24 protein-coding genes are annotated in these 26,541 nt (G+C 63.7%); 11 read left to right on the top strand and 13 right to left on the bottom strand.

What is annotated here, in order from left to right:
* The first annotated feature begins 36 nt into the window (after nucleotides 1–36).
* Entirely contained in the window at nucleotides 37–1,425 is a 1,389-nt protein-coding gene (locus AB7M33_RS09610) for a NorM family multidrug efflux MATE transporter (RefSeq protein WP_454242768.1), read from the top strand.
* 31 nt (nucleotides 1,426–1,456) lie between these two features.
* On the opposite strand, the gene AB7M33_RS09605 is transcribed toward AB7M33_RS09610, so the two are convergent.
* Complete coding sequence (locus AB7M33_RS09605) at nucleotides 1,457–3,121, bottom strand: putative bifunctional diguanylate cyclase/phosphodiesterase (protein ID WP_454242767.1); 1,665 nt, start codon at nucleotides 3,119–3,121, stop codon at nucleotides 1,457–1,459.
* 286 nt (nucleotides 3,122–3,407) lie between these two features.
* Here AB7M33_RS09605 and rep point away from each other — a divergent pair, with 286 nt between their 5' ends.
* Both rep and AB7M33_RS09595 read left to right on the top strand, forming a co-directional pair.
* Nucleotides 3,408–5,417 carry a DNA helicase Rep gene (rep, locus tag AB7M33_RS09600; protein WP_099430788.1) on the top strand — a complete coding sequence of 670 codons (2,010 nt, stop codon included), beginning with the start codon at nucleotides 3,408–3,410 and terminating at the stop codon, nucleotides 5,415–5,417.
* Nucleotides 5,418–5,482: 65 nt separating this feature from the next.
* Nucleotides 5,483–6,055: a xanthine phosphoribosyltransferase gene (locus AB7M33_RS09595; RefSeq protein ID WP_003253535.1), complete on the top strand. Its 573-nt coding sequence runs from the start codon at nucleotides 5,483–5,485 to the stop codon at nucleotides 6,053–6,055.
* A gap of 118 nt (nucleotides 6,056–6,173) precedes the next feature.
* Here AB7M33_RS09595 and AB7M33_RS09590 read toward each other — a convergent pair whose 3' ends face one another.
* From AB7M33_RS09590 to dadA, 5 genes are all read right to left on the bottom strand, one after another.
* Nucleotides 6,174–8,033: an acetyl-CoA hydrolase/transferase C-terminal domain-containing protein gene (locus tag AB7M33_RS09590; RefSeq protein WP_454242766.1), complete on the bottom strand. Its 1,860-nt coding sequence runs from the start codon at nucleotides 8,031–8,033 to the stop codon at nucleotides 6,174–6,176.
* A 198-nt stretch (nucleotides 8,034–8,231) separates the two neighbouring features.
* Nucleotides 8,232–8,636, bottom strand: a complete 405-nt coding sequence (locus AB7M33_RS09585; RefSeq protein ID WP_033693936.1) for a c-type cytochrome — start codon at nucleotides 8,634–8,636, stop codon at nucleotides 8,232–8,234.
* 154 nt (nucleotides 8,637–8,790) lie between these two features.
* A complete protein-coding gene (locus AB7M33_RS09580) occupies nucleotides 8,791–9,339 on the bottom strand; it encodes a cupin domain-containing protein (RefSeq protein ID WP_099430791.1) in 549 nt (182 codons plus the stop codon).
* Nucleotides 9,340–9,462: 123 nt separating this feature from the next.
* Entirely contained in the window at nucleotides 9,463–10,536 is a 1,074-nt protein-coding gene (gene alr, locus AB7M33_RS09575; protein WP_454242765.1) for an alanine racemase, read from the bottom strand.
* A 149-nt stretch (nucleotides 10,537–10,685) separates the two neighbouring features.
* Entirely contained in the window at nucleotides 10,686–11,987 is a 1,302-nt protein-coding gene (gene dadA / locus AB7M33_RS09570; RefSeq protein ID WP_027592172.1) for a D-amino acid dehydrogenase, read from the bottom strand.
* A gap of 155 nt (nucleotides 11,988–12,142) precedes the next feature.
* Between dadA and dadR the strand changes: the two genes are divergently transcribed.
* The gene (dadR, locus tag AB7M33_RS09565) at nucleotides 12,143–12,631 is read left to right on the top strand and encodes a transcriptional regulator DadR (RefSeq protein WP_003258963.1); all 489 of its coding nucleotides are present in this window, start codon (nucleotides 12,143–12,145) and stop codon (nucleotides 12,629–12,631) included.
* 2 nt (nucleotides 12,632–12,633) lie between these two features.
* Here the strand turns inward: dadR and AB7M33_RS09560 are convergent, their stop codons facing one another.
* A complete protein-coding gene (locus AB7M33_RS09560; RefSeq protein WP_454242764.1) occupies nucleotides 12,634–12,987 on the bottom strand; it encodes a YkgJ family cysteine cluster protein in 354 nt (117 codons plus the stop codon).
* A 195-nt stretch (nucleotides 12,988–13,182) separates the two neighbouring features.
* On the opposite strand from AB7M33_RS09560, the gene AB7M33_RS09555 reads away from it, so the two are divergent.
* On the top strand, nucleotides 13,183–14,475 hold the full coding sequence (locus AB7M33_RS09555; protein ID WP_454242763.1) for an NAD(P)/FAD-dependent oxidoreductase: 1,293 nt from the start codon (nucleotides 13,183–13,185) through the stop codon (nucleotides 14,473–14,475).
* Nucleotides 14,476–14,503: 28 nt separating this feature from the next.
* Here the strand turns inward: AB7M33_RS09555 and AB7M33_RS09550 are convergent, their stop codons facing one another.
* Entirely contained in the window at nucleotides 14,504–14,734 is a 231-nt protein-coding gene (locus AB7M33_RS09550; RefSeq protein WP_454242762.1) for a DUF1127 domain-containing protein, read from the bottom strand.
* A 178-nt stretch (nucleotides 14,735–14,912) separates the two neighbouring features.
* On the opposite strand from AB7M33_RS09550, the gene AB7M33_RS09545 reads away from it, so the two are divergent.
* Entirely contained in the window at nucleotides 14,913–16,343 is a 1,431-nt protein-coding gene (locus AB7M33_RS09545; protein WP_454244210.1) for an aminotransferase-like domain-containing protein, read from the top strand.
* Nucleotides 16,344–16,403: 60 nt separating this feature from the next.
* Complete coding sequence (locus AB7M33_RS09540) at nucleotides 16,404–17,957, top strand: phospholipase D family protein (RefSeq protein ID WP_238210128.1); 1,554 nt, start codon at nucleotides 16,404–16,406, stop codon at nucleotides 17,955–17,957.
* A gap of 119 nt (nucleotides 17,958–18,076) precedes the next feature.
* Here the strand turns inward: AB7M33_RS09540 and AB7M33_RS09535 are convergent, their stop codons facing one another.
* The gene (locus tag AB7M33_RS09535; protein ID WP_454242761.1) at nucleotides 18,077–19,216 is read right to left on the bottom strand and encodes an MFS transporter; all 1,140 of its coding nucleotides are present in this window, start codon (nucleotides 19,214–19,216) and stop codon (nucleotides 18,077–18,079) included.
* A gap of 139 nt (nucleotides 19,217–19,355) precedes the next feature.
* The gene (locus tag AB7M33_RS09530; protein WP_027592165.1) at nucleotides 19,356–20,849 is read right to left on the bottom strand and encodes an aldehyde dehydrogenase; all 1,494 of its coding nucleotides are present in this window, start codon (nucleotides 20,847–20,849) and stop codon (nucleotides 19,356–19,358) included.
* Between the two features lie 196 nt (nucleotides 20,850–21,045).
* Here AB7M33_RS09530 and AB7M33_RS09525 point away from each other — a divergent pair, with 196 nt between their 5' ends.
* On the top strand, nucleotides 21,046–21,405 hold the full coding sequence (locus AB7M33_RS09525) for a cupin domain-containing protein (RefSeq protein WP_027592164.1): 360 nt from the start codon (nucleotides 21,046–21,048) through the stop codon (nucleotides 21,403–21,405).
* Between the two features lie 69 nt (nucleotides 21,406–21,474).
* On the opposite strand, the gene rpmG is transcribed toward AB7M33_RS09525, so the two are convergent.
* Nucleotides 21,475–21,630: a 50S ribosomal protein L33 gene (rpmG, locus tag AB7M33_RS09520; protein ID WP_003253507.1), complete on the bottom strand. Its 156-nt coding sequence runs from the start codon at nucleotides 21,628–21,630 to the stop codon at nucleotides 21,475–21,477.
* A gap of 11 nt (nucleotides 21,631–21,641) precedes the next feature.
* Nucleotides 21,642–21,878 (bottom strand): 50S ribosomal protein L28, encoded by a 237-nt coding sequence (gene rpmB / locus AB7M33_RS09515; RefSeq protein ID WP_003253504.1) that lies wholly within the window; start codon nucleotides 21,876–21,878, stop codon nucleotides 21,642–21,644.
* A gap of 360 nt (nucleotides 21,879–22,238) precedes the next feature.
* On the opposite strand from rpmB, the gene AB7M33_RS09510 reads away from it, so the two are divergent.
* Nucleotides 22,239–23,828 carry an ABC transporter substrate-binding protein gene (locus AB7M33_RS09510; RefSeq protein ID WP_454242760.1) on the top strand — a complete coding sequence of 530 codons (1,590 nt, stop codon included), beginning with the start codon at nucleotides 22,239–22,241 and terminating at the stop codon, nucleotides 23,826–23,828.
* Between the two features lie 120 nt (nucleotides 23,829–23,948).
* Here the strand turns inward: AB7M33_RS09510 and radC are convergent, their stop codons facing one another.
* Nucleotides 23,949–24,629: a RadC family protein gene (gene radC, locus AB7M33_RS09505; protein WP_186681492.1), complete on the bottom strand. Its 681-nt coding sequence runs from the start codon at nucleotides 24,627–24,629 to the stop codon at nucleotides 23,949–23,951.
* 127 nt (nucleotides 24,630–24,756) lie between these two features.
* On the opposite strand from radC, the gene coaBC reads away from it, so the two are divergent.
* On the top strand, nucleotides 24,757–25,968 hold the full coding sequence (gene coaBC / locus AB7M33_RS09500; protein ID WP_027592161.1) for a bifunctional phosphopantothenoylcysteine decarboxylase/phosphopantothenate--cysteine ligase CoaBC: 1,212 nt from the start codon (nucleotides 24,757–24,759) through the stop codon (nucleotides 25,966–25,968).
* 5 nt (nucleotides 25,969–25,973) lie between these two features.
* Nucleotides 25,974–26,429: a dUTP diphosphatase gene (gene dut / locus AB7M33_RS09495; protein ID WP_027592160.1), complete on the top strand. Its 456-nt coding sequence runs from the start codon at nucleotides 25,974–25,976 to the stop codon at nucleotides 26,427–26,429.
* Nucleotides 26,430–26,541 lie beyond the last annotated feature (112 nt).

Genomic DNA, 26,541 nt, shown 5'->3' with positions numbered 1-26,541 from the left:
CCCTTCGCTCACGGTATCAGGAAAAGGACCACACGCATGCATGTAGCGCCTACCACCGAACTCAAGGCTTTGCTGCGCCTGGCTGGGCCGCTGATCGCCTCGCAGTTGGCGCACATGCTGATGGTGCTGACCGACACCCTGATGATGGCTCGCATCAGCCCGCAAGCCTTGGCGGGCGGCGGCTTGGGCGCTGCGAGCTACTCGTTCGTGTCGATTTTTTGCCTGGGCGTGATCGCCGCGGTCGGCACGCTGGTGGCCATCCGCAAGGGTGCCAACGACATCGAGGGCGTCACACGCCTGGCACAAAGCGGCCTGTGGCTGGCCTGGGGCCTGGCGCTGGTCGCGGCGCTGGCGCTGTGGAACCTGGAGCCGGTGTTGCTGATGTTTGGCCAACAGCCGGAGAACGTCGCCTCGGCCGCCGAATTCCTCACCCTGCTGCCGCTGGCCCTGCCCAGCTACCTGACCTTCATGGCCCTGCGCGGCTTCACCAGCGCGCTTGGCCGCTCGACGCCGGTGATGGTCATCAGCGTGATAGGCACGGTGCTCAACTACCTGCTCAACGTTGCGCTGATCGAAGGCATGTTCGGCCTGCCCAAGCTGGGCCTGATGGGCATCGGCCTGGTCACTGCCGTGGTGTCGCTGGGCATGGCGATTGCCTTGGCCCTGTACATCCGCTGGCATTCGGCCTATGCCGCCTACCCGCTGCGCCAGGGCCTGTCACGCCCTTCCCTGCCAGCCCTGCGCGAGCTGTGGCGGCTGGGCCTGCCGATTGGCGGCACGTACATGGTGGAGGTCGGCCTGTTCGCCTTTGCCGCGCTGTGCATGGGCGTGCTCGGCAGCACGGAGCTGGCGGCGCATCAGATCGCGCTGCAGATCGTTTCCACGGCGTTCATGGTGCCCACCGGGCTGTCTTATGCCGTGACCATGCGCGTGGGCTTGTACTACGGCGGCGGCAACCTGCTCGCGGCCCGCAGCGCAGGCCGGGTGGGGATCGGTTTTGGCGGGATGATCATGTTCGCCTTCGCCGCGCTGTTCTGGCTGCTGCCGGATGTCCTGGTGGGGTTGTTCATCGACCGCAACGACCCCGCGTTCGCGGCCATCTACCAACTGGCCGTGCAGCTGGTGATGGTCGCGGCCTGGTTCGAGCTGTTCGACGGCATGCAGACCATCGCCATGGGCTCGATCCGTGGGCTGAAGGATGCCAAGACCACCTTCCTGATCGGCCTGTGCTGCTATTGGCTGGTGGGTGCTCCCAGCGCTTGGCTGTTCGCCTTCAACCTGGGAGGCGGCGCGGTCGGGATCTGGTGGGGGCTGGCGTTGGGGCTGGCCTGTGCGGCAGTGGCGCTGACCCTTGGCTTTGAATGGCGGATGAAACGGCTGTTGAGAAAGGCGGGTTTGCCTGACAGGTCTGCACTGCCTGTGTGATTGCCGGGGCTGCTTTGCAGCCCTAGCCGCATTACAGGCTAACCAGATGCGGCGTTCCACAGTCCTGCAGAAACGCCATCAACTCCGCCACCGGCAGCGGCTTGCTGACCAAAAACCCCTGCACCTGGTCACAGCCGAACTCACGCAACAACGCCATCTGCGCTTCGCTTTCCACACCCTCGGCAACCACTTCGAGGTTGAGGTTATGCGCCAGGTTGATCATGGCGTGCACCAGCTTGCGGTTCTCCTCGCGCATTTCCATCTCGGCGACAAAGCTGCGGTCAACCTTGAGCAAGGCGATCGGCAGGCTGTTCAAGTGCACGAACGATGAGAAGCCGGTGCCGAAGTCGTCCAGGGAAAAACGCACGCCCAAGCGCCCAAGAGCATCCATGGTCTGGCGCACGCGTTCGTTGCGGCGCATGACCGCCGTCTCGGTCAGCTCGAACTCCAGCCAGCGGGCATCGACACCGTGCTCGATGATCAACCGGCTCAGGGTGGTCAGCAGCTGGCTGTCCTGAAACTGCCTGAAGCTCAGGTTCACCGCCATGTGCAGCGGCGGCAGGCCATGCTCGCACAGCGCCTGCATGTCACGCAGCGCGCGCGATATCACCCAGTAGCCAAGCGGCACGATCAGCCCGCTCTGCTCGGCCAGCGGCACGAACTCGCTGGGCGGCAACAAGCCGCGCTCTGCATGGCGCCAGCGCACCAGCGCCTCAAGACCAACGATGCGCCCATCGGCCAGGTTCAGCCGTGGCTGGTAATGCAGCTCCAGCTCGTCACGGCGCAGGGCCCGGCGCAGCTCGCTTTCCAGGTCGGCGAGGCTGCGGGCGTTGCGGTTGATGCGTTCGTTGAAGACATGAAAAGTACAGCCCTGGCTACCCTTGGCCTGGCGCATGGCGATGTGCGCATGCCACATCAGCGGGTCGGCGCCGCCCTGCGCCCGGGCGTGAGCCAGGCCCAGGCTGCAGCCGAGCAGCAGGCTTTCGCCGTCGATCCAGTAGGGCTCGGCCAAGGCTTCGATGATGCGTTCGGCCATCCACTCGGCGCGGTTCGGGTCGCGGCGGGTATCGATCAGCAGGGCGAATTCGTCACTGCCCAGCCGGGCCAGCTGGTCGCCGGCCTCCAGTTGCAGCTTGAGCCGTGCCACCACCTGCAGGATCAGCCGATCGCCGCTTTGATGGCCAAGCGCGTCGTTGACGTGGCGGAAGTTGTCCAGGTCGAGGTGGCCGAGGGCCAGGCCACGGCCATCCCCCTCTGCCAGGCGCGTGGTCAGCAAGGCCTGGAAACCCTGGCGGTTGGCAATACCGGTCAGCGGGTCCTGCTCGGCCAGGCGTTGCAAAGTGGCAACCAGCACGCCGCGCTCGCGAACGTGGCGCAACGAGCGGCGCAAGGCATCGGCATTGAGGTGGTCACGCACCAGCCAGTCGCTGACCCCGGTGGGCGCCACTTCAGGCTCGTGATCGAGCAGCACGACCGTGGGCAGCTCGCAGCGGCCGGGGGCTGGCTGCAAGGCCGGGGTGGCCAGGATCACGGCTTGGCGGTCGTGGCTGAACAGGCTGTCGACCGACTCCCAGTCAGGTGCGGTCAACAACACCGCGCTGCCGCTCAGTGCTTGCACGCACTCGCGCAACAGCACGGCCCATTCCGGCTCATCAGCCAACAGCAGCAAACGCAACGGTTCGACAGGCGTGGACAAGCGGGCTCCTTAGGGCATGTGCGGGTGCAACGGCAGAGGCCAAGTATGCCACTGCATGAATGAAAATGATTTACGCTTTTATATATGTAGGCGACGACACATTTCGTCGTGCATCGTGCGCGAAACCAGGCCAACCGGCAAATACGATTTTTTCGGTGAATAGCATGAGCCTGACTAATACTTATGCGCTGATAAAAGTCTGACTCAGACGTCAGACGGTCGCGCCATTACCGGCCCATGCCTGTTAGAATGCGCGGCTATTTTCTGGCGACCCCCGGTTTCTAGCATGTCCCGACTCAATCCCCGGCAACAGGAAGCCCGAGACTACGTCGGCGGCCCTCTTTTGGTGCTCGCCGGTGCAGGTTCCGGCAAGACCAGCGTCATCACGCGCAAGATTGCCCACCTCATCCAGAACTGCGGCATCCGTGCCCAGTACATCGTGGCGATGACCTTCACCAACAAGGCCGCGCGCGAGATGAAGGAGCGGGTCGCCACCTTGCTGCGCCCGGGGGAAGGCCGCGGCCTGACGGTGTGCACCTTCCACAACCTGGGTTTGAACATCATCCGCAAGGAGCACGACAAGCTGGGCTATAAGCCAGGCTTTTCGATCTTCGACGAGTCCGACATCAAGGCGTTGCTCTCGGACATCATGCAGAAAGAGTATTCCGGCGACGACGGCATCGACGAGATCAAGAACATGATCGGTGCCTGGAAGAACGACCTGATCCTCCCGCCCGAGGCCCTGGAAAAGGCCCGCAACCCGCGCGAGCAGACCGCCGCCATCGTCTACACCCACTACCAGCGCACGCTCAAGGCGTTCAACGCGGTGGACTTCGACGACCTGATCCTGCAGCCGGTCAAGCTGTTCCAGGAACACCCCGAAGTGCTGGAGCGCTGGCAGAACCGCGTGCGCTACCTGCTGGTGGACGAATACCAGGACACCAACGCCAGCCAGTACCTGCTGGTGAAAATGCTGATCGGCATGCGCAACCAGTTCACCGTGGTCGGCGACGATGACCAGTCGATCTACGCCTGGCGTGGCGCGCGGCCCGAGAACCTGATGCTGCTCAAGGAGGACTACCCCTCCCTGAAGATCGTCATGCTCGAACAGAACTACCGCTCCACCAGCCGCATCCTGCGCTGCGCCAACGTGCTGATCGCCAACAACCCACACGCGTTCGAGAAGCAGCTGTGGAGCGAGATGGGCGTGGGCGACGAGATCCGCGTGATCCGCTGCAAGAACGAGGAAGCCGAGGCCGAACGCGTGGCCATGGAAATCCTCACCCTGCACCTGCGCACCAACCGCCCGTACAGCGACTTCGCCATCCTTTACCGCGGCAACTACCAGGCCAAGCTGATCGAACTGAAGCTGCAGCACCACCAGGTGCCGTACCGCCTTTCGGGTGGCAACAGCTTCTTCGGCCGCCAGGAGGTCAAGGACCTCATGGCCTACCTGCGCCTGCTGGTGAACCCGGACGACGACAACGCCTACCTGCGCGTGATCAACGTGCCGCGCCGGGAAATCGGCTCCACGACCCTGGAAAAGCTCGGCAACTACTCGACCGAACGCGGTATCTCGATGTACGCCGCCAGCGAAGAGCTGGGCCTGGGCGAGCACCTGGACGCCCGTTACACCGAGCGTCTGCAGCGCTTCAAGCACTGGCTGGACGGGGTACGCCACAAGGTGGCGCTGGATGACCCGATCGCCGCGCTGCACGAGATGATCCGCGACATCGACTACGAGAACTGGATCCGCCAGCAAACCGCCAGCGACAAAGCGGCGGAGTTCCGCATCAGCAACGTCTGGTTCCTGGTCGAAGCGCTGAAAAACACCCTTGAGAAGGACGAAGAGGGTGACATGACCATCGAGGACGCCATCGGCAAGCTGGTGCTGCGCGACATGCTCGAGCGCCAGCAGGAAGAGGAAGAAAACGCCGAAGGTGTGCAGATGATGACCCTGCATGCCTCTAAGGGCCTGGAATTCCCTTACGTATTCATCATGGGCATGGAAGAAGAGATCCTTCCGCACCGCTCCAGCATCGAAGCCGACACCATCGAAGAAGAACGCCGCCTGGCCTACGTGGGCATTACCCGCGCGCGCCAGACCCTGGCCTTCACCTTTGCGGCCAAGCGCAAGCAGTACGGCGAGATCATCGACTGCACCCCGAGCCGGTTCCTCGACGAACTGCCGCCGGACGATTTGGCCTGGGAAGGCCTGGACGATGCGCCCGTCGAAGTGAAAGCCGCGCGTGGCAACAACGCACTGGCCGATATTCGGGCAATGCTCAAACGCTGATCAACCCTTACTCTTTAACCGTTGCCGCTGTTGCGGCCACCTTTGCTACATCGAGGAAAACCACAGTGGAAGCACTGCATCAGAAGATTCGCGAAGAAGGCATCGTGCTTTCCGATCAGGTTCTTAAAGTCGACGCGTTTCTCAACCACCAGATCGACCCTGCGCTGATGCAGTTGATCGGTGACGAGTTCGCCCGCCTGTTCGCCGACGCCGGCGTGACCAAGATCGTCACCATCGAAGCCTCGGGCATCGCCCCGGCGGTGATGACTGGCCTGAAGCTGGGCGTGCCGGTGATCTTTGCGCGCAAGCACCAGTCGCTGACCCTGACCGAGAACCTGCTGACTGCCTCGGTGTACTCCTTCACCAAGCAGACCGAGAACACCGTGGCCATCTCGCCGCGCCACCTCAACAGCAGCGACCGCGTGCTGGTGATCGACGACTTCCTGGCCAACGGCAAGGCGTCGCAGGCACTGATCTCGATCATCAAGCAGGCCGGCGCCACCGTGGCCGGCCTGGGTATCGTCATCGAGAAGTCGTTCCAGGGCGGCCGTGCCGAGCTGGACAGCCAGGGCTACCGCGTTGAATCGCTGGCCCGGGTGAAGTCGCTGGAAGGCGGTGTGGTCAGCTTCATCGAGTGATGGCTATTGGGGCCGCTTTGCGGCCCTTCGCGGCGCAAGGCCGCTCCCACATGGGTTAATGCAGCACCCTGTGGGAGCGGCCTTGCGCCGCGAAAGGGCTGCGCAGCAGCCCCCGCTATCACCCGGTAGCCGCCAACCCCGCCAGCAACAACCGCTGATAAATCTCGTCCTTTAGCCCCTGGGGATCATCCAACCCCATTCGCACCAGCTGCCCCCCATACCCCTCAGGCCCCGGCGCATCCAGCGCGGCCTTGCCCAGCTCCAGCGCTTCGCTCAGCCTGAACTTGCTCTTCAACCAGTTCAGCGCCCGCAGCAAGTCCCGCTCCTCAGCCGTGAAATCTGTCCCCAGCGGATACTCCGGAAACAACCCTGCATGCCGTGCCCGGATGGCCTCGAGCCGCTCCGGCGTATTGTCAGTGAAGCGGGCTTCCAGCTCGAAATCCTTGGCCAGCTTGCCGGCCTTCTTGGCCTGCGCCATCAGCTCGCCCTGGAAGCGTGAGTCACTGACCGCCAGCAGCCGCGCAATCACCTCACTGTCAGTCTGCCCACGCAAATCGGCGATGCCGTACTCGGTTACCACGATGTCACGCAAATGCCGGGGAATGGTGCAGTGGCCGTACTGCCAGAGCAGGTTGGACGTCACCTGCCCGCCCGCCTCGCGCCAACTGCGCAGCAGCAAAATCGAGCGCCCACCCTCCAGCGCGTGGCCTTGGGCGACGAAGTTGTACTGCCCGCCCACGCCGCTGAGCACACGGCCATCCTCCAGCTGGTCGGCAACCCCCGCGCCGAGCAAGGTCATGGTGAACACGGTGTTGATGAAGCGGGCATCCCGACGTTGGCGGCGTTTCAGTTCCTCTTGGCCATACAGCTCGTTGATGTAGCTGATCCGCGTCATGGCAAAGCGTGCGCGCTGCTCCAGCGGCATTTCGCGCAAGCGTTGGTAGAACGCCCGCGGGCCAAGGAAAAACCCGCCATGCACCAGCACGCCCTGCTCGTCCGCCGGGCGCCGCACCACGCCTGCCTCGGCCAGCGCCAGCAGGCCGTTGACGAACATCTCGCTGCAACCGTAGAGGCCTTGGGCGAAGGCATCCAGCCCCCCTTCGCGCTCGATCAGGGCCTGCCACGGGCCGACATCCAGTTCATCCATCAAGGCCCGGTAGCCGGCGTTGTCGCCCTGCCTGGCCAGCAACGCGGCGGCTACGGCATCGCCCATGGCGCCAATGCCGATCTGCAAGGTGCCGCCATCGCGCACCAGGGTGCTGGCGTGCAGGCCAATGCAGTGGTCCTGGGTGTTGACCGGCATGTTTGGCGTAGAGAACAGCCGACGTTGCTCCACCTCGTCAATCAGCAGGTCGAAGGCGTCGATGCTCAGCTCCGCATCACCCGGCATGTAGGGAAGCTCGGCATGAACTTGCCCGAGCATGAGAATGGTCTCGCCGGCCGCGCGGCGCTTGGCGATCATCGGCAGCAGGTCGAGGGTGATGTCGGGGTTGCAGGCCAGGCTCAGGTGCACGGGCTTTTCTGGCGTGGCAGCCACCAGCTGGGCAATCAGGTTCAGGCCCTTGGCATTGATGTCGCGAGCGGCGTGGCTGTAGTTGCTGCTGATGTAGTCCTGCTGGGCAGTCTCGCTGTGCAGCAGGCTGCCGGGCTGCATGAAGAACTGCTCGACGCGGATGTTCGGTGGCAGGCAGTCGTTGCGCAGGTCGGCGAGGTAAGTGAGCTCTTCGTAGTCGGCAAAGACACGCTCGACGAAGGGCTCGAGAAAACGCCGCTGCAGGCCATCACCCAAGGGTGGTCTGCCAAGGGACAGAGCGGTGTAGATCGTCAGCTGGCGCTCAGGCAGTTCGCGCACTCGGGCGTACAGGGCGTTGACGAAGGCGTTGGGTTTGCCAAGGCCCAGTGGCAGGCCCATGTGGATATGGGCCGGCAGGCGTGACAAGACCTGCTCGACAGCCTGATCGATGGCGCAGAGGTGCATCTTGGCCTCCTGAGTCTTCCATGGGTTCAGGGGTTGGACATGGACATGCCTTGTTTGTTGCCTGTGCGGGCCCTTTCGCGGGTAAACCCGCTCCTACAGGTCCGTGTGGGAGCGGGTTTACCCGCGAAAGGGCCGGCACAGGCAGCACAAAAACAAAGCCCGCCATCAACGGCGGGCCTCGTGCAATTCAGCTGTTACTCACAACCCCGACATCTTCTTGATCGCCCCTTTCAGGTCATCATCCGAGCAATCCGCGCACGTGCCTTTAGGCGGCATGGCGTTGATGCCGGTAATGGCCTTGGCCAGGATGCCATCCAGGCCGCCCTGGTGGTCGGCGCGTTCTTTCCACGCCGCGGTATCGCCGATTTTCGGCGCGCCGAGCAAGCCGGTGCCATGGCAGGCATTGCAATGCTTGGCGATGATGTCGTCTGGCGTCTTGGCACCGCCGCCGCCTGCCGCCGCGGCCACTTCCATGCCCTTGCACTCCTGGCCTTGGACGCACACCTGGCCAACCGGCTCTAGGCGCTTGGCGATGTCGTCGTTGGTCGCAGCGGTTGCGCTCATTGCCCAGAGGGCGAATACGGCTGCTGGTACGGCCAGCATCTTCTTGATTTGGTTCACGCGTACACCCTCATGGTGGCTAATCACGCTCGCGGCCACGGGTCGGCGAGCGTTGAAAAGTATAGCGGGAACCCAGAGACCGTGAAACGACCCTACACAGGAAAGGGGTATTGCCGAATCAATGCACTGCGCTGGATCAAAAGTTTGAAGGCGTCGCCGCGCTGATCAGCCGGGCCGGCTCGGCGAAGGGGTTGCGAAAGCGGTGCGGGCGGGTGCTTTCGAAGTAATAGCTGTCGCCTTCTTCGAGGATGAACACTTCGTTGCCGACCACCAGTTCAAGCCGGCCTTCGAGCAGGATGCCGGTCTCTTCGCCGTCGTGGGTGAGCATTTCGGCGCCGGTGTCGGCACCCGGTGGGTAGACCTCGGTGAGAAATGCGATGGCCCGGTTGGGGTGCGACTTGCCCACCAGTTTCATGGTCACCGCGCCGTCCGAGATATCGATCAGCTCATCGGCCTTGTAGACGATCTGCGTCGGGCTCTCGACAGCCAGTTCGACCGAAAAGAATTCGACCATCGACATCGGAATGCCGCTCAACACCTTGCGCAGCGAACTGATCGAAGGGCTGACGCTGTTTTTCTCGATCATCGAGATGGTGCTGTTGGTTACGCCCGCGCGCTTGGCGAGTTCACGTTGTGACAGGCCCTTGAGCTTGCGGATGGCTTGCAGTCGTTCGCCGACGTCCAAAGCTGGAGCCTCCTGAAACGGGTAGAAATAGGGGTGGATGTGAACGATATCATGGCAATGCCGTTCAGTATTTACAACACACCACCCCTCAAGCTGTCCGCTTCAGCGTCTCATTCGTCGCACTTACTCACCGCAGTAGTCTTTCGGCACCCGCTTCAGGTTGCAGAAGATCTGGTAGGGGATGGTGCCGGCCTGCGCAGCCACTTCGCTGGCCAGCACCTGCTTGCCCCACAGCTCTACCGGGCTGCCGACGTTAGCTTCTGGCACATCGGTCAGGTCGATGCAGAGCATGTCCATCGAGACCCGGCCGATCAGCTGGGCGCGCTTGCCGGCGACCATCACCGGGGTGCCATTGGGGGCTTGGCGCGGGTAGCCATCGGCGTAGCCCATGGCAACCACGCCGACACGGGTCGGCCGCGGGCTGGTGAACTTGGCGCCGTAGCCAACCGGCTCACCGGCGGGCAGTTCGCGCACGCTGATGACGCGCGATTGCAAGGTCATCACCGGTTGCAGGCGTTGCGCCTCGGCCTGGGCGACTTCGAAGGGGGTGGCGCCATACAGCATGAGGCCTGGGCGTACCCAGTCGCCGCCAGCCTGTGGCCACGCCAACACGCCGGGCGAGTTGCGCAGGCTGCACTCGGCGGCCAGGCCCTGACGCGCAGCCTCGAACACCGCGATCTGCTCGGCGGTGGCGTCGGCGTCCAGTTCGTCGGCACGGGCGAAATGGCTCATCAGTACGATGCGCGCCACCTTGCCGCTGGCCAGCAGGCGCTGATACGCCTCGTGGTAATCCTTGGGGTGCAGGCCGACGCGGTGCATGCCGCTGTCGAGCTTCAGCCAGATCGTCAGTGGCTTGTGCACCTGGGTCTTTTCGATCGCTTCGAGTTGCCACAGCGAATGCACCACGCACCACAGGTCGTGCTCGGCGATCAACGCCAGCTCGCTGGCCTCGAAAAAACCTTCGAGCAGCAAAACGGGGGCTTTGATGCCCGCGGCGCGCAGCTCCAGGGCTTCTTCGATGCAGGCCACGGCAAAGCCGTCGGCTTCGGCTTCCAGCGCCAGGGCGCAACGCACCGCGCCATGGCCGTAGGCATCGGCCTTGATCACGGCAAGGGCTTTGGCGCCGGTCAGTTCACGGGCGAGGCGGTAGTTGTGGCGCAGGGCCTGGAGGTCGATCAGGGCGCGGGCGGGACGCATGGCGGCATGCCTTATGGTGGTTCAGTTTAAAAACAGTGTTCGATTCTTCGCGGGTAAACCCGCTCCCACAGGGACCGCACAAACTGCACGTTCATGCGATCCCTGTGGGAGCGGCTTTAGCCGCGAAGAGGCCGGAACAGGCACTCACATCACTGGTGAACGGGCGCGGTCTGCCCGTGCTTGGCCACTTCCCGGCTGTTGCCATACCGAGAAATATCCAGCCCTTCGGCACTGATCTGCGGCTTTTTACGTGCAATCAGGTCCGCCAGCAGGCGACCGGAGCCGCACGCCATGGTCCAGCCCAAGGTGCCGTGGCCTGTGTTGAGGAACAGGTTACGGAACGCTGTGGCACCCACGATCGGCGTACCGTCCGGGGTGGCCGGGCGCAGGCCAGTCCAGAAACTGGCTTGGCTCAGGTCACCGCCGCGAGGATAAAGGTCGTTGACGATCATCTCCAGCGTTTCGCGCCGACGCGGGTTGAGCGACAGGTCAAAACCGGCGATCTCAGCCATGCCGCCAACGCGGATGCGGTTGTCGAAACGGGTGATGGCAACCTTGTAGGTCTCGTCGAGAATGGTCGACGTCGGCGCCATCTCGGCGTTGGTGATCGGCACGGTCAGCGAGTAACCCTTGAGCGGGTAGACCGGCGCCTTGATGCCCAGTGGCTTGAGCATCTGCGGCGAGTAGCTGCCCAGGGCCAACACGTAGCGGTCGGCGGTTTCCAGCTTGCCGTCGATCCATACACCGTTGATGCGGTCACCGGCAAAGTCCAGGCGCTGAATGTCCTGGCCGAAGCGGAACTCCACACCCAGCTTCTGCGCCATGTCGGCGAGCTTGGTGGTGAACAGCTGGCAATCGCCGGTCTGGTCGTTGGGCAGGCGCAGTGCACCGGCGAGGATGTCTTTAACCCCGGCCAGGGCCGGTTCGACGCGGGCAATGCCATCGCGGTCGAGCAGTTCATACGGCACGCCGGACTGTTCGAGCACGGCGATGTCCTTGGCTGCGGCATCGACCTGAGCCTGGGTGCGGAACAACTGGGTAGTGCCCAAGGTGCGGCTTTCGTAGGCGATGCCGGTTTCGGCGCGCAGCTCGTCGAGGCAGTCGCGGCTGTACTCGGACAGGCGCACCATGCGCTCCTTGTTCACCGCATAGCGGCTGGCGGTGCAGTTGCGCAGCATCTGTGCCATCCACAGGTACTGGTCAACGTCGCCGGTGAGCTTGATGGCCAGTGGTGCATGGCGTTCGAGCAGCCACTTGATGGCTTTGAGCGGCACACCCGGGGCAGCCCAGGGTGAGGCATAGCCGGGCGAGATCTGGCCTGCGTTGGCGAAGCTGGTTTCCATGGCCGCCGCTGGCTGGCGGTCGACCACCGTCACTTCAAAACCTTGCCGGGCCAGATAATAGGCACTGGCGGTTCCGATGACACCGCTACCAAGTACCAGAACTCGCATTGTTGATCCCTCGCACGCGGCGCACCGCAGTCTTTTGTTGAAATGGCATGGATGCGCGCAGTATAAAAATTACAGACCAGTGCAATTCACTATATAAAAGCCTATATTTGGCGAGAATTCTCGGCAATATTGCCTTTCACGGAGGGGCATCCCCTATGAGAACCCAGCACCAGAGCAAGCGTGAACTGGACAAGATCGACCGCAACATACTGCGGATCCTGCAGAATGACGGCCGTATTTCCTTCACCGAACTGGGCGAGAAAGTTGGGCTTTCCACCACCCCGTGCACCGAGCGCGTCCGCCGCCTGGAGCGCGAGGGCATCATCATGGGCTACAACGCCCGGCTCAACCCGCAGCACCTGAAGGGCAGCTTGCTGGTGTTCGTCGAAATCAGCCTGGACTACAAGTCTGGCGACACCTTCGAGGAGTTTCGCCGCGCCGTGCTCAAACTGCCCCATGTGCTGGAGTGCCACCTGGTCTCAGGCGACTTCGACTACCTGGTGAAAGCGCGCATCTCGGAAATGGCCTCGTACCGCAAGCTGCTGGGCGACATCCTGCTGAAGCTGCCGCACGTGCGCGAGTCGAAGAGCTACATCGTGATGGAGGAAGTGAAAGAGAGCCTCTGCCTGCCGATTCCGGACTGAGGCTAGACCAGCACTTGGCGGGTGGTGGCGATGAATTGGTGAACGAGCTGCTCGGCCTCGGGCTCGATCATCTGTTCCGGGCCGCGACCGCGTGGGCAGGCCATGCGCGGGGTGGTGCCGAACAGGCGGCAGATCATCGGCCGCTCTTCATACACCGTGCAACCCTTGGGGCCCAGGTGCACGCAGTCCAGGTGCTCCAGCGCAGCGGCCTGCTCCGCCTCGGTCTTGCGCGGCAGGCGGGCCATTTCTTCGGTGGACGTGGTGACCGGGCCGCAGCAATCGTGGCAACCGGGCTCGCACTCGAATGAGGGGATGAGCTCGCGCAGGAAGTGGATCTTGTGGCGGTTGCAGGACATGGCGGGTACACAATGAGGGTCGAGGTCGAATTATAGGGCCAATCGCCGGCAAGCCGGCTCCCACCAGTACACCGCTTATCTCAGGGGCAGTGCAGCCCCGGTGGGAGCCGGCTTGCCGGCGATTGGGCCAGTTGCCCCACCACAAAACCCCAGCTTATCCTCCCCCCTTCTGTTTTCCTGCCCAGGACCTGCCCCATGATCCATAGCGCGCAGCACGCCGCCTCCTATTACGCCGCCAGCAGCGCGCCCCACCCCGACCACGCTTTCCTGCAAGGCGAGCACAGCGCCGACGTGTGCATCGTCGGCGGCGGCTATTCAGGCCTGAACACCGCCATCGAACTGGCCGAACGTGGCCTCTCGGTGATCCTGCTGGAAGCCCGCAAGCTCGGCTGGGGCGCCAGCGGGCGCAACGGCGGGCAACTCATCCGCGGGGTTGGCCATGGCCTGGATCAGTTCCTCCCGGTGATCGGCGAAGAAGGCGTGCGCAGCATGAAGCTGATGGGCCTGGAAGCCGTGGAGATCGTTCGCGAGCGGGTCGAGCGCCACGCCATCGCCTGCGACCTGACCTGGGGCTACTGTGACCTGGCCAATAAACCTGCTGAGCTGCTGGGCTTTGCCGAAGAGGCTGAAGCACTGCGCAGCTTGGGCTACGAGCATGAGCTGCGCCTGGTCGGCAAAGACGATATCCACAGCGTGGTCGGCGCCGAGTGCTATGTCGGCGGCCTGATCGACATGGGCTCGGGCCACCTGCACCCGCTCAACCTGGCCCTTGGCGAGGCGGCCGTAGCCAGCCGCCTGGGCGTGCGCCTGTATGAGCAGTCGGAAGTCACCCGCATCGAGTATGGCCCTGAGGTCAAGGTGCACACGGCCCAAGGCCGGGTCCGCGCCAAGACGCTGGTGCTGTGCTGCAATGCCTACCACAACGACCTCAACCGCGAGCTAGGCGGCAAGGTGCTGCCCGCCGGCAGCTACATCATCGCCACCGAGCCACTGGGCGAGGAACGGGCGCGCGCACTGCTGCCACAGAACATGGCCGTGTGCGACCAGCGTGTAGCGCTGGACTACTATCGCCTGTCTGCGGACCACCGGTTGCTGTTCGGCGGTGCCTGCCACTATTCCGGCCGCGACCCGCAAGACATCGCCGCCTACATGCGGCCGAAAATGCTCAAGGTTTTCCCGCACCTGGCCGATGTGCGCATCGAGTTCCAATGGGGCGGCATGATCGGCATCGGCGCCAACCGCCTGCCGCAGATCGGCCGTTTGGCCAGCCAGCCGAATGTCTATTACGCCCAGGCGTACTCTGGCCATGGGCTCAACGCTACCCACCTGGCCGCACGCCTGCTGGGCGAGGCCATCAGCGGCCAGCAAAGCGGGCGCTTCGACCTGTTCGCCAAGGTGCCGCACATCACCTTCCCAGGCGGCAAGCACCTGCGCTCGCCGCTGTTGGCACTGGGGATGCTCTGGCACCGGCTGAAAGAGCTGGTCTGAATGCTGCCGTGCCTACAAATTGGGCCGTTTATGCCTTCCAGAAGGGTTTGCACCCTTCTGTACGGGCCTGCTCCCAGCTCAGCCCGACATCGCGCAACTCATCGTCTGTCAGCTGCAGCAGCGCCCTGCGGGTATGCCAGCGATGCACCATCAGCCCCCAACGGCTCAGGCCCGCTGGCGCATTGAAGACCTTGGCCCGCTGCCCGGCTTCCAGGTCCTTGGCCATCAGTTGCAAGCGCACATCGCTCATGCCACCCATCACTGCGTTCTCCCGTTCAGTTGATACCGTGGAGCAAGCATGCGCGTTGGCAATGGTGACAATACAGATCCACTCTCGGCTTATTATTCCCATACAGAATTGGCGAATCGACGCGTGAATGCTGTATTTTCAGCGCAACTGTACTGGTCGCTGTATGCAGGCGACGCTGGAGTATGCCGTGACGCTCTACCTCAACCTCGCCGAGCTGCTCGGCGCCCGTATCGAGCAAGGCCTGTATCGCCCCGGCCAGCGCCTGCCTTCGGTGCGCGCCCTCAGCATGGAACACGGCGTCAGCCTGAGCACCGTGCAGCAGGCCTACCGCATGCTCGAAGACAGCGGCATGGTCTCGCCGCGGCCCAAGTCGGGCTACTTTGTCAGCGAACACCGCCACCTCCCTGCCCTGCCCGCCGTCAGCCGCCCGGCCCAGCGCCCTGTGGACATTTCCCAGTGGGAACAGGTGCTGGAGCTGGTCCGCAGTACCCCGCGCCAGGACGTGATGCAACTGGGCCGCGGCATGCCCGACGTCAACAGCCCGACCCTCAAGCCGCTGTTGCGCAGCCTCGCCCAACTGAGCCGGCGCCAGGACATGCCTGGCCTGTATTACGACAACATCCATGGCAACCTGGCCCTGCGCGAGCAGATCGCCCGCTTGATGCTGGACTCCGGCTGCCGCCTGGGCCCGGCCGACCTGGTGGTGACCACCGGCTGCCATGAGGCGCTGTCGTGCAGCATTCGCGCGGTGTGCGAGCCGGGCGATATCGTCGCGGTCGACTCGCCCAGCTTCCATGGCGCCATGCAAACCCTCAAGGGCTTGGGCATGAAGGCACTGGAGATCCCCACCGACCCGGTCACCGGCATCAGCCTCGAAGCGCTGGAGCTGGCCCTGGAGCAGTGGCCGATCAAGCTCATCCAGATCACCCCGAGCTGCAACAACCCGCTGGGCTACATCATGCCCGAGGCGCGCAAGAAGGCGTTGCTGAGCCTGGCCCAGCGCTATGACGTGGCCATTCTGGAAGACGATGTGTACGGTGACCTGGCCTACACCTACCCGCGCCCGCGCACCCTCAAGTCGTTCGACGACGATGGCCGCGTGTTGCTGTGCAGCTCGTTCTCCAAAACCTTGGCCCCCGGCCTGCGCATCGGCTGGGTCGCGCCGGGGCGTTACCTGGAGCGGGTGCTGCACATGAAGTACATCAGCACCGGCAGCACCGCCAGCCAACCGCAACTGGCCATTGCCGACTTCATCAAGGCCGGCCATTACCAGCCCCACGTGCGCCGCATGCGCAGCCAATACCAACGCAGCCGCGACGTGATGAGCGACTGGGTCACCCGTTACTTCCCACCGGGCACCCGTGTCAGCCGGCCCCAAGGGGGCTTCATGCTGTGGGTCGAACTGCCCGAACATTTCGACACGCTGCGGCTGAACCGCGCTTTACTGGAGCAGGGGGTGCAGGTTGCCGTGGGCAGCATTTTCTCGGCCTCGGGCAAGTTCCGTCACTGCCTGCGCATGAATTTCGCCGCCCAACCTACGCCGGCAATCGAGACCGCCGTGCGCAACGTGGGTGAAACCGCCCTTCGTCTACTGGATCAGGACGACGCCTGCGCGTAACTTTGCGCCGCCCTCCACGGTCCAACCCCTTAAGCTTTTGCTGTACAGGACGCGCTTACCTTGAGATTGCAGCAAGCTCTGCCGCTTCTGCTGACGCTACTGCTCGGCCTTGCAGGCTGTGCCAGCGTCGGCGCCCCTCGCGAAGTCAGCCAGGCGCTGCCGGCCAACGATTCCGCCTTCGGCCGCTCGGTGCTGCGCCAGGCGGCACCTTATGAGGGGCGCTCGGGCTTTCGCCTGTTGCCCAACAGCAACGAGGCGTTTCGCGCGCGCGCCGAGCTGATCCGCAACGCCCAGGCCAGCATCGACCTGCAGTACTACATCGTCCACGACGGCCTCAGCACCCGCGCGCTGGTGCATGAGCTGCTGCGTGCCGCCGACCGTGGCGTGCGCGTGCGCATTCTGCTGGACGACACCACCAGCGATGGCCTGGACACCATCATGGGCACCCTCGATGCCCACCCGAATATCCAGATCCGCGTCTTCAACCCGCTGCACCTGGGGCGCAGCACCGGCGCCACGCGGGCCGTAGGCCGCCTGTTCAACCTGTCGCGCCAGCACCGGCGCATGCACAACAAGCTGTTCCTGGTGGACAACAGCATGGCCATCGTCGGCGGGCGCAACCTGGGTGACGAGTACTTCGATGCCGAGCCCAACCTCAACTTCACCGACATCGACTTGCTGGGCGTAGGCCCGGTGGCCGAACAACTTGGCCACAGTTTCGACCAGTACTGGAACAGCGCCCTGAGCCGGCCGATCGGCGATTTTCTCTGGCGCCTGCCGGATGCCGACGACCTGCGCGCCAGCCGCCATCGCCTGGAGGTTTCCCTGGCCGAGGCGCGGACGCAGCGCAAGGCCTTGTATGACCGGTTGATGGCGTACCAGTCGCAGCCGCGCCTGGATATCTGGCGCAACGAGCTGATCTGGGCCCATAGCCAAGTGCTGTGGGATGCGCCGAGCAAGGTGCTAGCCGATGACGAGCCCGACCCGCACCTGCTGCTGAGCCAGCAGTTGGCGCCGGACCTGGCCAACGTGCACAAGGAGCTGATCCTGGTATCGGCGTACTTCGTGCCGGGCGAGCCGGGGTTGCTGTACCTGACCGGCCGTGCCGATGCCGGGGCGTCGGTCCGGCTGCTGACCAATTCGCTGGAAGCCACCGATGTGCCAGCGGTGCATGGCGGCTATGCGCCCTACCGCCGTGCGCTGCTCGAACATGGCGTGCAACTGTTCGAGCTGCGCCGCCAGCCGGGCGACCCCAGCGCCGGGCGCCTGAGCTTCCGTGGCAGCTCCGATTCGAGCCTGCACAGCAAGGCGATCGTCTTCGACCGGCGCAAGACGTTCATCGGCTCGTTCAATTTCGACCCGCGTTCGGTGCTGTGGAATACCGAGGTCGGGGTGCTGGTGGACAGCCCGGAGCTGGCCGAATACACCCGCGAGCTGGCCGTGCAAGGCATGGCGCCCGCGCTGAGTTATCAGGTGAGGCTGGCCAATGACAAGCTGGTCTGGGTGACCGAGGACAATGGCCAGCTGCACACGCTGACAGCAGAGCCCGGCGGGCTCTGGCGGCGCTTCAATGCCTGGATCAGCAAGGCGGTTGGCCTGGAGAAGATGCTGTAGTTCCGATTGCGGGGGGGCGCTTTGCGCCCCATTCGCAGCACAAGGCTGCTCCTACAGAGCACCGCGTATCCCTGGAGCAGCCTTGTGCTGCGAAAGGGCCGCAAAGCTTCCAAAGAACATCAGGCAGGCGCAGGTTCGAAGGCACCGCGCCGACGGGTCAACACCACCAGCCCTGCTGCCCCAATAGCCATCAACAACGGCAACGCATGCCCGCTGATCCATTGGCTACCCGCCCCGGCCAACAGCGGCCCGAGCAGGCAACCGATGCCCCACAGCTGCGCCACATGGGCATTGGCACGTACCAGCGCATCATCCCGATAACGCTCGCCGATCAGCACCAGCGACAGGGTGAACAACCCCCCAGCACTGGCCCCGAACAGCACCCACAGCGGCCAGATTACCGGCGTGTGCAGCAGCAACGGAATCGCCAGGCTGGAGCACATCAAGGTCACCGCACAACCGGTGAACAGGGTGCGCCGCGACATGTGGTCAGCCAGCGCGCCGATCGGCAACTGCAGCACTGCATCGCCTACCACCACCGTGCTCACCATGAACAAGGCAACCTCGGTGGTGAACCCTTGCTGCAGGCTGTAGACCGGCAACAAGGTCAGGATCATCGCCTCGAACGAGGCAAACAGGGCGATAGCCCAAGCGATCACCGGCAGGCGGCGGCAGAAAGCGACCAGGTCGCGGAAGGTGACGCTGTAGGCTTCAGTGGTCGGCGCCCCGCCGCGGCCCAACAGCACCAGCGGTGCCAGCAACAGCAAGCCGGTCGCGGCCCAGAACCCAAAGTCGTCGTCCGAACCGAGAAAGCCCAGCACCAGCGGCCCGGCCAGTTGGCTCAACGCATAGCTGCTGCCATACAGCGCCACCAGGCGGCCACGCCATTGCTCGACCACCAATTGGTTGATCCAGCTTTCGCCGAGGATGAACACCACGGTCAGGGACATGCCGATCAGCAGGCGCAGGGCCAGCCACAGCGGGTAGTTGGGCAGCACCGCGACCAGGCCGATCGACAGCGCGCCGCCCCAGAGGCACAGGCGCATGGCGGTAGGCACGCCGACCCAACCGGCGAGGCGGCTGGCCAGGCTGGCACCCAGCAGTACGCCCAAGGCGGGCATCGCTGCCATTACGCCGATGGCGAAACTGCCGTAGCCCCAGGCCTCCAGGCGCAGGGAAACCAGCGGCATGCTCACGCCGAGCGCAAGGCCGACACTGAGTACGGATGCCAGTACGGCGAAGTAGGTGCCCCAGCGCATGTGCTCCCCCTGTTGGATTTTCTTGGGCCCATTCGCGGGACAAGCCCGCTCCCACAGGTACTCCGCGATTCTGAAATCAGCGGTGAACGTGTGGGAGCGGGCTTGTCCCGCGAATGGGCCGCATCGCGGCCCCAGCGATTTACAGCTTGATCCAGGTCGCTTTCAGCTCGGTGTATTTCTCCAGCGCATGCAGCGACTTGTCACGGCCGTTGCCCGACTGCTTGAAGCCACCGAACGGCGCGGTCATGTCGCCGCCGTCGTACTGGTTGACCCAGACGCTGCCAGCGCGCACGGCACGGGCGGTCTTGTGGGCCTTGGAAATGTCCGAAGTCCAGATGCCAGCCGCCAGGCCGTACGGCGTGTCGTTGGCAATGGCGATGGCTTCTTCGGCCGTGTCGAAGGTGATCACCGACAACACGGGGCCAAAGATTTCCTCCTGGGCGATCTTCATGGCATTGGTCACGCCGTCGAAGATGGTCGGCTCGACATAAGTGCCGCCGGTCTCTTCGAGGATGCGCTTGCCACCGGCCAGCAGTTTGGCGCCATCCTTGTGGCCAGCGTCGATGTACGACAGCACGGTGTTCATCTGCTGGGTATCGACCAGCGCGCCAACGGTGGTCTGCGGGTCCAGTGGGTTGCCCGGTTTCCAGCCTTTGAGGGCCTCGACCACCAGGGGCAGGAACGTGTCCTTGATCGAGCGCTCGACCAGCAGGCGCGAACCCGCGGTGCAGACTTCGCCCTGGTTGAAGGCGATGGCGCTGGCAGCGGCTTCGGCAGCGGCTTGCAGGTCCGGTGCGTCAGCGAAGACGATGTTCGGGCTCTTGCCGCCGGCTTCCAGCCAGATACGCTTCATGTTCGATTCGCCAGCGTAGATCATCAGCTGCTTGGCGATCTTGGTGGAGCCGGTGAACACCAGGGTGTCGACGTCCATGTGCAGGGCCAGGGCCTTGCCGACAGTGTGGCCGTAGCCTGGCAACACGTTCAGCACACCGGCCGGGATGCCGGCTTCGATGGCCAGCTGGGCGATGCGGATGGCGGTCAGTGGCGATTTTTCGGACGGCTTGAGCACCACCGAGTTACCGGTGGCCAGGGCCGGGCCGAGTTTCCAGCAGGCCATCAGCAGCGGGAAGTTCCACGGCACGATGGCGCCGACGACGCCCACCGGCTCACGGGTTACCAGGCCGAGTTGGTCATGCGGGGTCGGTGCGACTTCGTCGTAGACCTTGTCGATGGCTTCGGCATTCCAGTGCAGGGCTTGTGCTGCGCCTGGGACGTCAATGGTCGAGGAGTCGCCGATCGGCTTGCCCATGTCCAGGGTTTCGAGCAGTGCCAGCTCTTCGACGTTCTTGCGCAGCAAGTCGGCGAAGCGGATCAGCTTGGCCTTGCGCTTGGCCGGAGCCAGGCGCGACCAGACGCCGGAATCGAAGGTGGCGCGGGCGTTCTCGACGGCACGGTTGGCGTCAGCCAGGTCGCAGCTGGCGACCTTGGCCAGGAAGCGTCCGTCGACCGGGCTCAGGCACTCGAAGGTCTCACCGGATGCGGCGTCGGTGTATTCGCCGTTGATGAAGGCACGGCCTTCGATCTTCAGTTGCTGGGCACGTTGTTCCCAGTCCGCACGAGTCAGGGTGGTCATACGAAACTCCTCCTCTTGTTTAGGTGCAACGCCGCACTGAGGACTCACTGGCGTTGTCAGAATTCTGGCCGGGCGACGCGCGCGCACGGGCAAACGACACCCTAAACCAGCCTGTGTAAACTATCAATATATTTGACACGAATGGCCTAAAAGCCTACTGATGTTCATTTTATTAAACAACAACAGGAGCCGCACCATGAGCATCGCCAGCATCATCGACTTCGCCCAGGTTCTAACCGAGGCTGAACGCTACCGCCCGGCTGCAGAGAAAATCCTCAAGGGCGAGCCCGACCAGGCCGTCTATAACCACTACTCCAGCCCGTGCGGCCAGTTTGCGGCGGGTGTCTGGGAAGGTGAAGTCGGGCAGTGGACCGTGAACTATACCGAGCACGAATATTGCGAGATCGTGCAGGGCGTTTCGGTGCTGCGCGACCAGGATGGCGGCGCCAAGACCCTGCGCGCCGGTGATCGGTTCGTCATCCCGGCCGGCTTCAAAGGCACCTGGGAGGTGCTGGAGCCTTGCCGCAAGATCTACGTGATGTTCGAGCAGAAGTAAGGGGCCCTGGCAGGCAAAAAAAAACCCGCGTCCTTTCGGATGCGGGTTTTTTTTAAGGTTGCCGATCAATTACTTGATCTTGGCTTCCTTGTACACCACGTGCTTGCGAACAACCGGATCATATTTCTTGATCTCGATTTTGTCCGGAGTGGTGCGCTTGTTCTTGTCGGTGGTGTAGAAGTGGCCGGTACCGGCACTCGAAACCAGACGGATCAATTCACGCATGATGTTCTCCCTTAAACCTTGGCGCCAGCTTTACGGATGTCAACCAGAACGGCGTCGATGCCGCGCTTGTCGATGATACGCATGCCCTTGGCGGAAACGCGCAGACGCACGAAACGCTTCTCGGACTCAACCCAGAAACGGTGGTGCTGCAGGTTCGGCAGGAAACGACGACGGGTTTTGTTGTTTGCGTGGGAAATGTTGTTCCCGGTTACTGGACCCTTACCAGTAACTTGACAGACTCTCGACATGACTCAGCCCTCTAAAACCACATGCCCAACCCGGCATGGGTTGGCCGCTTAATCTCTCAGTCTTTGGCGCCAGGCGCCGTGATTCTGGAGGTCTTATCGACCGGATCCGCTGATGCGACAGGCCGAGCCCCTAGAAAAGAGCGCTGCTTTATACCAGAAAGACTGCATTGCAACAACAGATGATGAGCATCTAGCTGAGGCAAATCGTGCGCGAGCAGCATAGCGACTAGCGCGGCGCACTGTCGACCACTCGTCGCCAGCCGACAGAAAAAGAGGGTGGTCATTTGCTGATGCGCACACTAGGGTAGGACGTTTCCAGACTGCACTGGCAGATGGGCCACTGACAGCCAAGGAGTCACGATGCGTGCCGCCGCCTTTTCCTTATTGTTTACCTCCCTGTTTGCCGCTGGCATCGCCCAGGCAGCCCCGCTGAGTGTCTGCAGCGAAGCCAGCCCCGAAGGCTTCGACGTGGTCCAGTACAACTCGCTGACCACCACCAATGCCTCGGCCGACGTGCTGATGAACCGGTTGGTGGAGTTCGACGCCGGCCAAGGCAAGGTTGTCCCTAGCCTGGCGGCGAGCTGGACGGTGTCGGCAGACGGCCTGATCTACGACTTCAAGCTGCGCGATGACGTGAAGTTCCACACCACCGCCTACTTCAAACCGACCCGCGAGCTGAACGCCGACGACGTGCTGTTCAGCTTCCAGCGCATGCTCTACCCAGCCCACGCCTGGCACAAGACTGCGCCGGGCGGTTACCCGCATGCGCAATCGCTGCAACTGGGCAGCCTGATCAAGTCGATCGATGCCCCCGAGCCGCACACTGTGCGCTTCACCCTGACCCACCCGGATGCCACGTTCCTGGCCACCTTGAGCATGGGCTTTGCCTCGATCTATTCCGCCGAGTATGCCGACAAACTGCTCAAGGCGGGCACGCCGGACAAGCTCAACAGCCAGCCGATCGGCACCGGGCCGTTCGTCTTCCAGCGTTTCCAGAAGGACGCCGTGGTGCGCTACCGCGCCAACCCCGACTACTTCGCCGGCAAGCCTGCGGTCGACCCGCTGATCTTCGCCATCACCACCGATGCCAACGTGCGCCTGCAAAAACTCAAGCGCAACGAGTGCCAGGTGGCCCTGTCGCCCAAGCCGCTGGACATCGCTGAAGCCGGCAAGGATAGCAACCTCACGGTAGCCAGCACGCCGGCCTTCATGACCGCCTTCGTCGCCATCAACAGCGAACACCCGCCCCTGGACAAGCCAGAGGTGCGCCAGGCCATCAACCTGGCCTTCGACAAACAGGCTTACCTCAAGGCGGTGTTCGAAGGCACCGCGACGGCCGCCAACGGCCCCTACCCGCCCAACACCTGGAGCTACGCCAAGGACCTGCCCGGCTACCCTTTGGACCTGAAAAAGGCCAAGGCCTTGCTGACCAAGGCTGGCCTGCCTGACGGCTTCAGCACCACGATCTGGACCCGCCCTTCGGGCAGCCTGCTCAACCCCAACCCCAGCCTTGGCGCGCAGATGCTGCAGGCCGACCTGGGCAAGATCGGCATCAAGGCCGAAATCCGCGTGATCGAGTGGGGCGAGCTGATCCGCCGCGCCAAGGCCGGCGAGCATGACTTGCTGTTCATGGGCTGGGCGGGTGACAACGGCGACCCGGACAACTTCCTCAGCCCGCAGTTTTCCTGTGCGGCGGTGAAGTCGGGGACCAACTTTGCACGGTTCTGCGACAGCCGCCTCGACCAGCTGATCAACGCCGGGCGCACCACCAATGACCAGAGCGTACGCAGCCGGCTGTACCAGCAGGCGCAGACGCTGATCCAGCAGCAGGCGCTGTGGGTGCCGCTGGCGCATCCGACCGCGGCCACCCTGCTACGCCAGGGGGTCGAGGGGTACCAGGTGAGCCCGTTTGGGCGATTGGATTTCAGCAAGGTTTCGGTGACCAAGTAAGCCTGTGCCGGCCTCTTCGCGGGGCAAGCTCGCTCCCACAAGGACCTCACAGCCTTTGAATGCTGTGCGGTACCTGTGGGAGCGGGCTTGCCCCGCGAAGAGGCCGGCACAAGTACACCGCTAAGCAACGATCCACCCCTCCTCCACCATCGACAATGGCTCGCCATCGCCCACGATGATGTGGTCCAGCACCCGCACATCGATCAGCCCTAACGCGCGCTTTAGCGCCAACGTCATGTGCACATCATCCTGGCTGGGCTCGCTGTTGCCCGACGGGTGGTTATGGCACAGGATCAACGCCGCTGCGTTGTGCAGCAACGCTCGGCGCACCACTTCCCGCGGGTAGATACTGGCCCGGTCGATCGTCCCCCTGAACAGGATCTCGAACGCCAGCGGCCGGTGCTTGGTATCCAGAAACAGGCAGCCAAACACTTCACTGGCCTCATGGCGCAGCATGGCCTTGAGGTAGCGTCGCACCGCCTCCGGGCTCTCCAGCGCCGGCGTGCGCTCGATCGTCTCATCCAGGTAGCGCCGGCCAATCTCCAGAAGTGCCTGCAACTGGGCGTACTTCACGGGCCCAAGACCTGGCTCGCGCAAAATGGCTTGGCGATCAGCCTCCAGAAATGGCCTCAGGCCCCCAAAGCGAACCAGTAACCCCCGCGCCAGCTCCAGCACGTTACGCCCGGCAACGCCCGAGCCCAGCAGCACCGCTACCAGCTCGGCGTCCGACAGCACCGCAGCCCCCCGCAACAACAACTTCTCCCTCGGCCGTTCTTCAGCCGGCCATTCCCTGATACTCATCCCCGCTCCTTGGTCCTGCTGCGGCACGTTTGGGCCCTGTGTTAATCTATTTCGCCTCGTACATGCGACGTTCTGCCGCAGGCAGTTCTTGTCGCCGCCCGCTTTCACTGGAAAAAGGCAAAAGCCTATGCAGCGGCTGTATCACAAGCGCATCGTCCTCGGCGTCGGTGGCGGCATTGCCGCCTACAAAAGCGCCGAACTGATCCGCCGACTCCTGGAGCACGGCGCGCAGGTGCGCGTCGTCATGACCCGTGGCGGTGCAGAGTTCATCACCCCGCTGACCCTGCAGGCGCTGTCCGGCCACCCGGTGCACATGGACCTGCTCGACCCCGCCGCCGAAGCGGCCATGGGCCATATCGAGCTGGCCAAGTGGGCCGACCTGGTCCTCATCGCCCCCGCCACGGCCGACCTCATGGCGCGCATGGCCCAAGGCATGGCCGACGACCTGCTGACCACCCTGATCCTGGCCACCGACGCCACCGTTGCCGTCGCCCCGGCCATGAACCAGGCGATGTGGCGTGACCCGGCCACCCAGGCCAACCTCGACCTGCTCAAAAGCCGTGGCATCCAGGTGTTCGGCCCAGCTTCCGGCAGCCAAGCCTGTGGCGACGTAGGCCTTGGCCGTATGCTCGAGGCCACCGACCTGGCCTGGTGCGCCGCCGAAAGCTTCAAGCGCCAGACGCTGACCGGCAAACACGTGCTGATCACTGCCGGCCCAACCCAGGAAAACATCGACCCGGTCCGCTACATCACCAATCATAGCTCCGGGAAGATGGGCTTCGCCCTGGCCGAAGCGGCTGCCGAAGCCGGTGCTCGGGTGACCCTCGTCACCGGCCCGGTGCACCTGCCAACCCCCGACCGGGTCAACCGCATCGACGTGGTCAGCGCGCGGGACATGCTCGCGGCCTGTGAAGCGGCCATGCCCTGCGACCTGTTCATTGCCTCGGCAGCGGTCGCGGACTACCGCCCAGAGGTAGTTGCCACGCAAAAACTCAAGAAAGATCCTACGACCGGCGACGGCATGCTGCTGCAGATGGTGCGTAATCCCGATATCCTTGCGACCATCGCTGGCCGTGGCGACCGCCCGTTCAGCGTCGGCTTCGCCGCCGAAACCGAACACCTGCTCGATTACGCCACACGCAAGCTCAAGGACAAGAACCTCGACCTGATCGTCGCCAATGATGTGGCCAACCCCAGCATCGGCTTCAACAGCGAAGAGAACGCCTTGACCGTGATCGACCGCCAGCAGCACCAGACCCTCTTTGCGCAGACCAGCAAGGGCAAGATCGCCCGGCAGCTGGTCGCCTTCATCGCCGAACGGCTCAACCAGGTTCAATAAGTTACATGCACGCTCTTCAAGCCAAGATCCTCGACCCACGCCTGGGCACCGAATTTCCCCTGCCGCAGTACGCCACCCCAGGCTCTGCCGGCCTGGACCTGCGCGCCCTGCTCAAGGAGGACACTGTCCTCGAGCCCGGCCAGACCCTGCTGATCCCCACCGGCCTGTCGATCTACATCGGCGACCCGGGCCTGGCAGCCATGATCCTGCCACGCTCGGGCCTGGGCCATAAGCACGGCATCGTGTTGGGCAACCTGGTCGGCCTGATCGACTCGGACTACCAGGGCGAGCTGATGGTGTCGTGCTGGAACCGCGGCAACACCCCGTTCACCATCGCCATTGGCGAGCGTATCGCCCAGTTGGTGTTGGTGCCGGTGGTGCAGGCGCACTTCGACATCGTCGAAGCCTTCGACGAAAGCCAGCGTGGCACTGGCGGCTTCGGCCACTCCGGCAGCCACTGAGCCGACAGCTGACCGTTCAGGCCAAGGATGGCGAACTCTCTGGCGAAACCACCGTCCAAGCGTTCAGTTTGCGCCTGCCCAGACAGCCTTTGACTAATGGAGCTTCCAGAGA

It is taken from the genome of Pseudomonas sp. Y3 TE3536 (assembly GCF_053629175.1).
The sequence above is the reverse complement of the archived record's forward strand: the minus strand, read 5'-3'. Positions and strand labels throughout refer to the sequence as shown.

Coding starts and splice junctions, on each gene's coding strand:
- dut (WP_027592160.1), top strand. CDS start 25,974: ATGCACGCTCTTCAAGCCAAGATCCTCGACCCACGCCTGGGCACCGAA.
- AB7M33_RS09535 (WP_454242761.1), bottom strand. CDS start 19,216: ATGCGCTGGGGCACCTACTTCGCCGTACTGGCATCCGTACTCAGTGTC.
- AB7M33_RS09510 (WP_454242760.1), top strand. CDS start 22,239: ATGCGTGCCGCCGCCTTTTCCTTATTGTTTACCTCCCTGTTTGCCGCT.
- AB7M33_RS09525 (WP_027592164.1), top strand. CDS start 21,046: ATGAGCATCGCCAGCATCATCGACTTCGCCCAGGTTCTAACCGAGGCT.
- coaBC (WP_027592161.1), top strand. CDS start 24,757: ATGCAGCGGCTGTATCACAAGCGCATCGTCCTCGGCGTCGGTGGCGGC.
- dadA (WP_027592172.1), bottom strand. CDS start 11,987: ATGCGAGTTCTGGTACTTGGTAGCGGTGTCATCGGAACCGCCAGTGCC.
- AB7M33_RS09610 (WP_454242768.1), top strand. CDS start 37: ATGCATGTAGCGCCTACCACCGAACTCAAGGCTTTGCTGCGCCTGGCT.
- AB7M33_RS09550 (WP_454242762.1), bottom strand. CDS start 14,734: ATGGGTGGCATGAGCGATGTGCGCTTGCAACTGATGGCCAAGGACCTG.
- AB7M33_RS09585 (WP_033693936.1), bottom strand. CDS start 8,636: ATGCTGGCCGTACCAGCAGCCGTATTCGCCCTCTGGGCAATGAGCGCA.
- AB7M33_RS09560 (WP_454242764.1), bottom strand. CDS start 12,987: ATGTCCTGCAACCGCCACAAGATCCACTTCCTGCGCGAGCTCATCCCC.
- dadR (WP_003258963.1), top strand. CDS start 12,143: ATGAGAACCCAGCACCAGAGCAAGCGTGAACTGGACAAGATCGACCGC.
- AB7M33_RS09555 (WP_454242763.1), top strand. CDS start 13,183: ATGATCCATAGCGCGCAGCACGCCGCCTCCTATTACGCCGCCAGCAGC.
- AB7M33_RS09530 (WP_027592165.1), bottom strand. CDS start 20,849: ATGACCACCCTGACTCGTGCGGACTGGGAACAACGTGCCCAGCAACTG.
- alr (WP_454242765.1), bottom strand. CDS start 10,536: ATGCGTCCCGCCCGCGCCCTGATCGACCTCCAGGCCCTGCGCCACAAC.
- rpmG (WP_003253507.1), bottom strand. CDS start 21,630: ATGCGTGAATTGATCCGTCTGGTTTCGAGTGCCGGTACCGGCCACTTC.
- rep (WP_099430788.1), top strand. CDS start 3,408: ATGTCCCGACTCAATCCCCGGCAACAGGAAGCCCGAGACTACGTCGGC.
- rpmB (WP_003253504.1), bottom strand. CDS start 21,878: ATGTCGAGAGTCTGTCAAGTTACTGGTAAGGGTCCAGTAACCGGGAAC.
- radC (WP_186681492.1), bottom strand. CDS start 24,629: ATGAGTATCAGGGAATGGCCGGCTGAAGAACGGCCGAGGGAGAAGTTG.
- AB7M33_RS09590 (WP_454242766.1), bottom strand. CDS start 8,033: ATGCACCTCTGCGCCATCGATCAGGCTGTCGAGCAGGTCTTGTCACGC.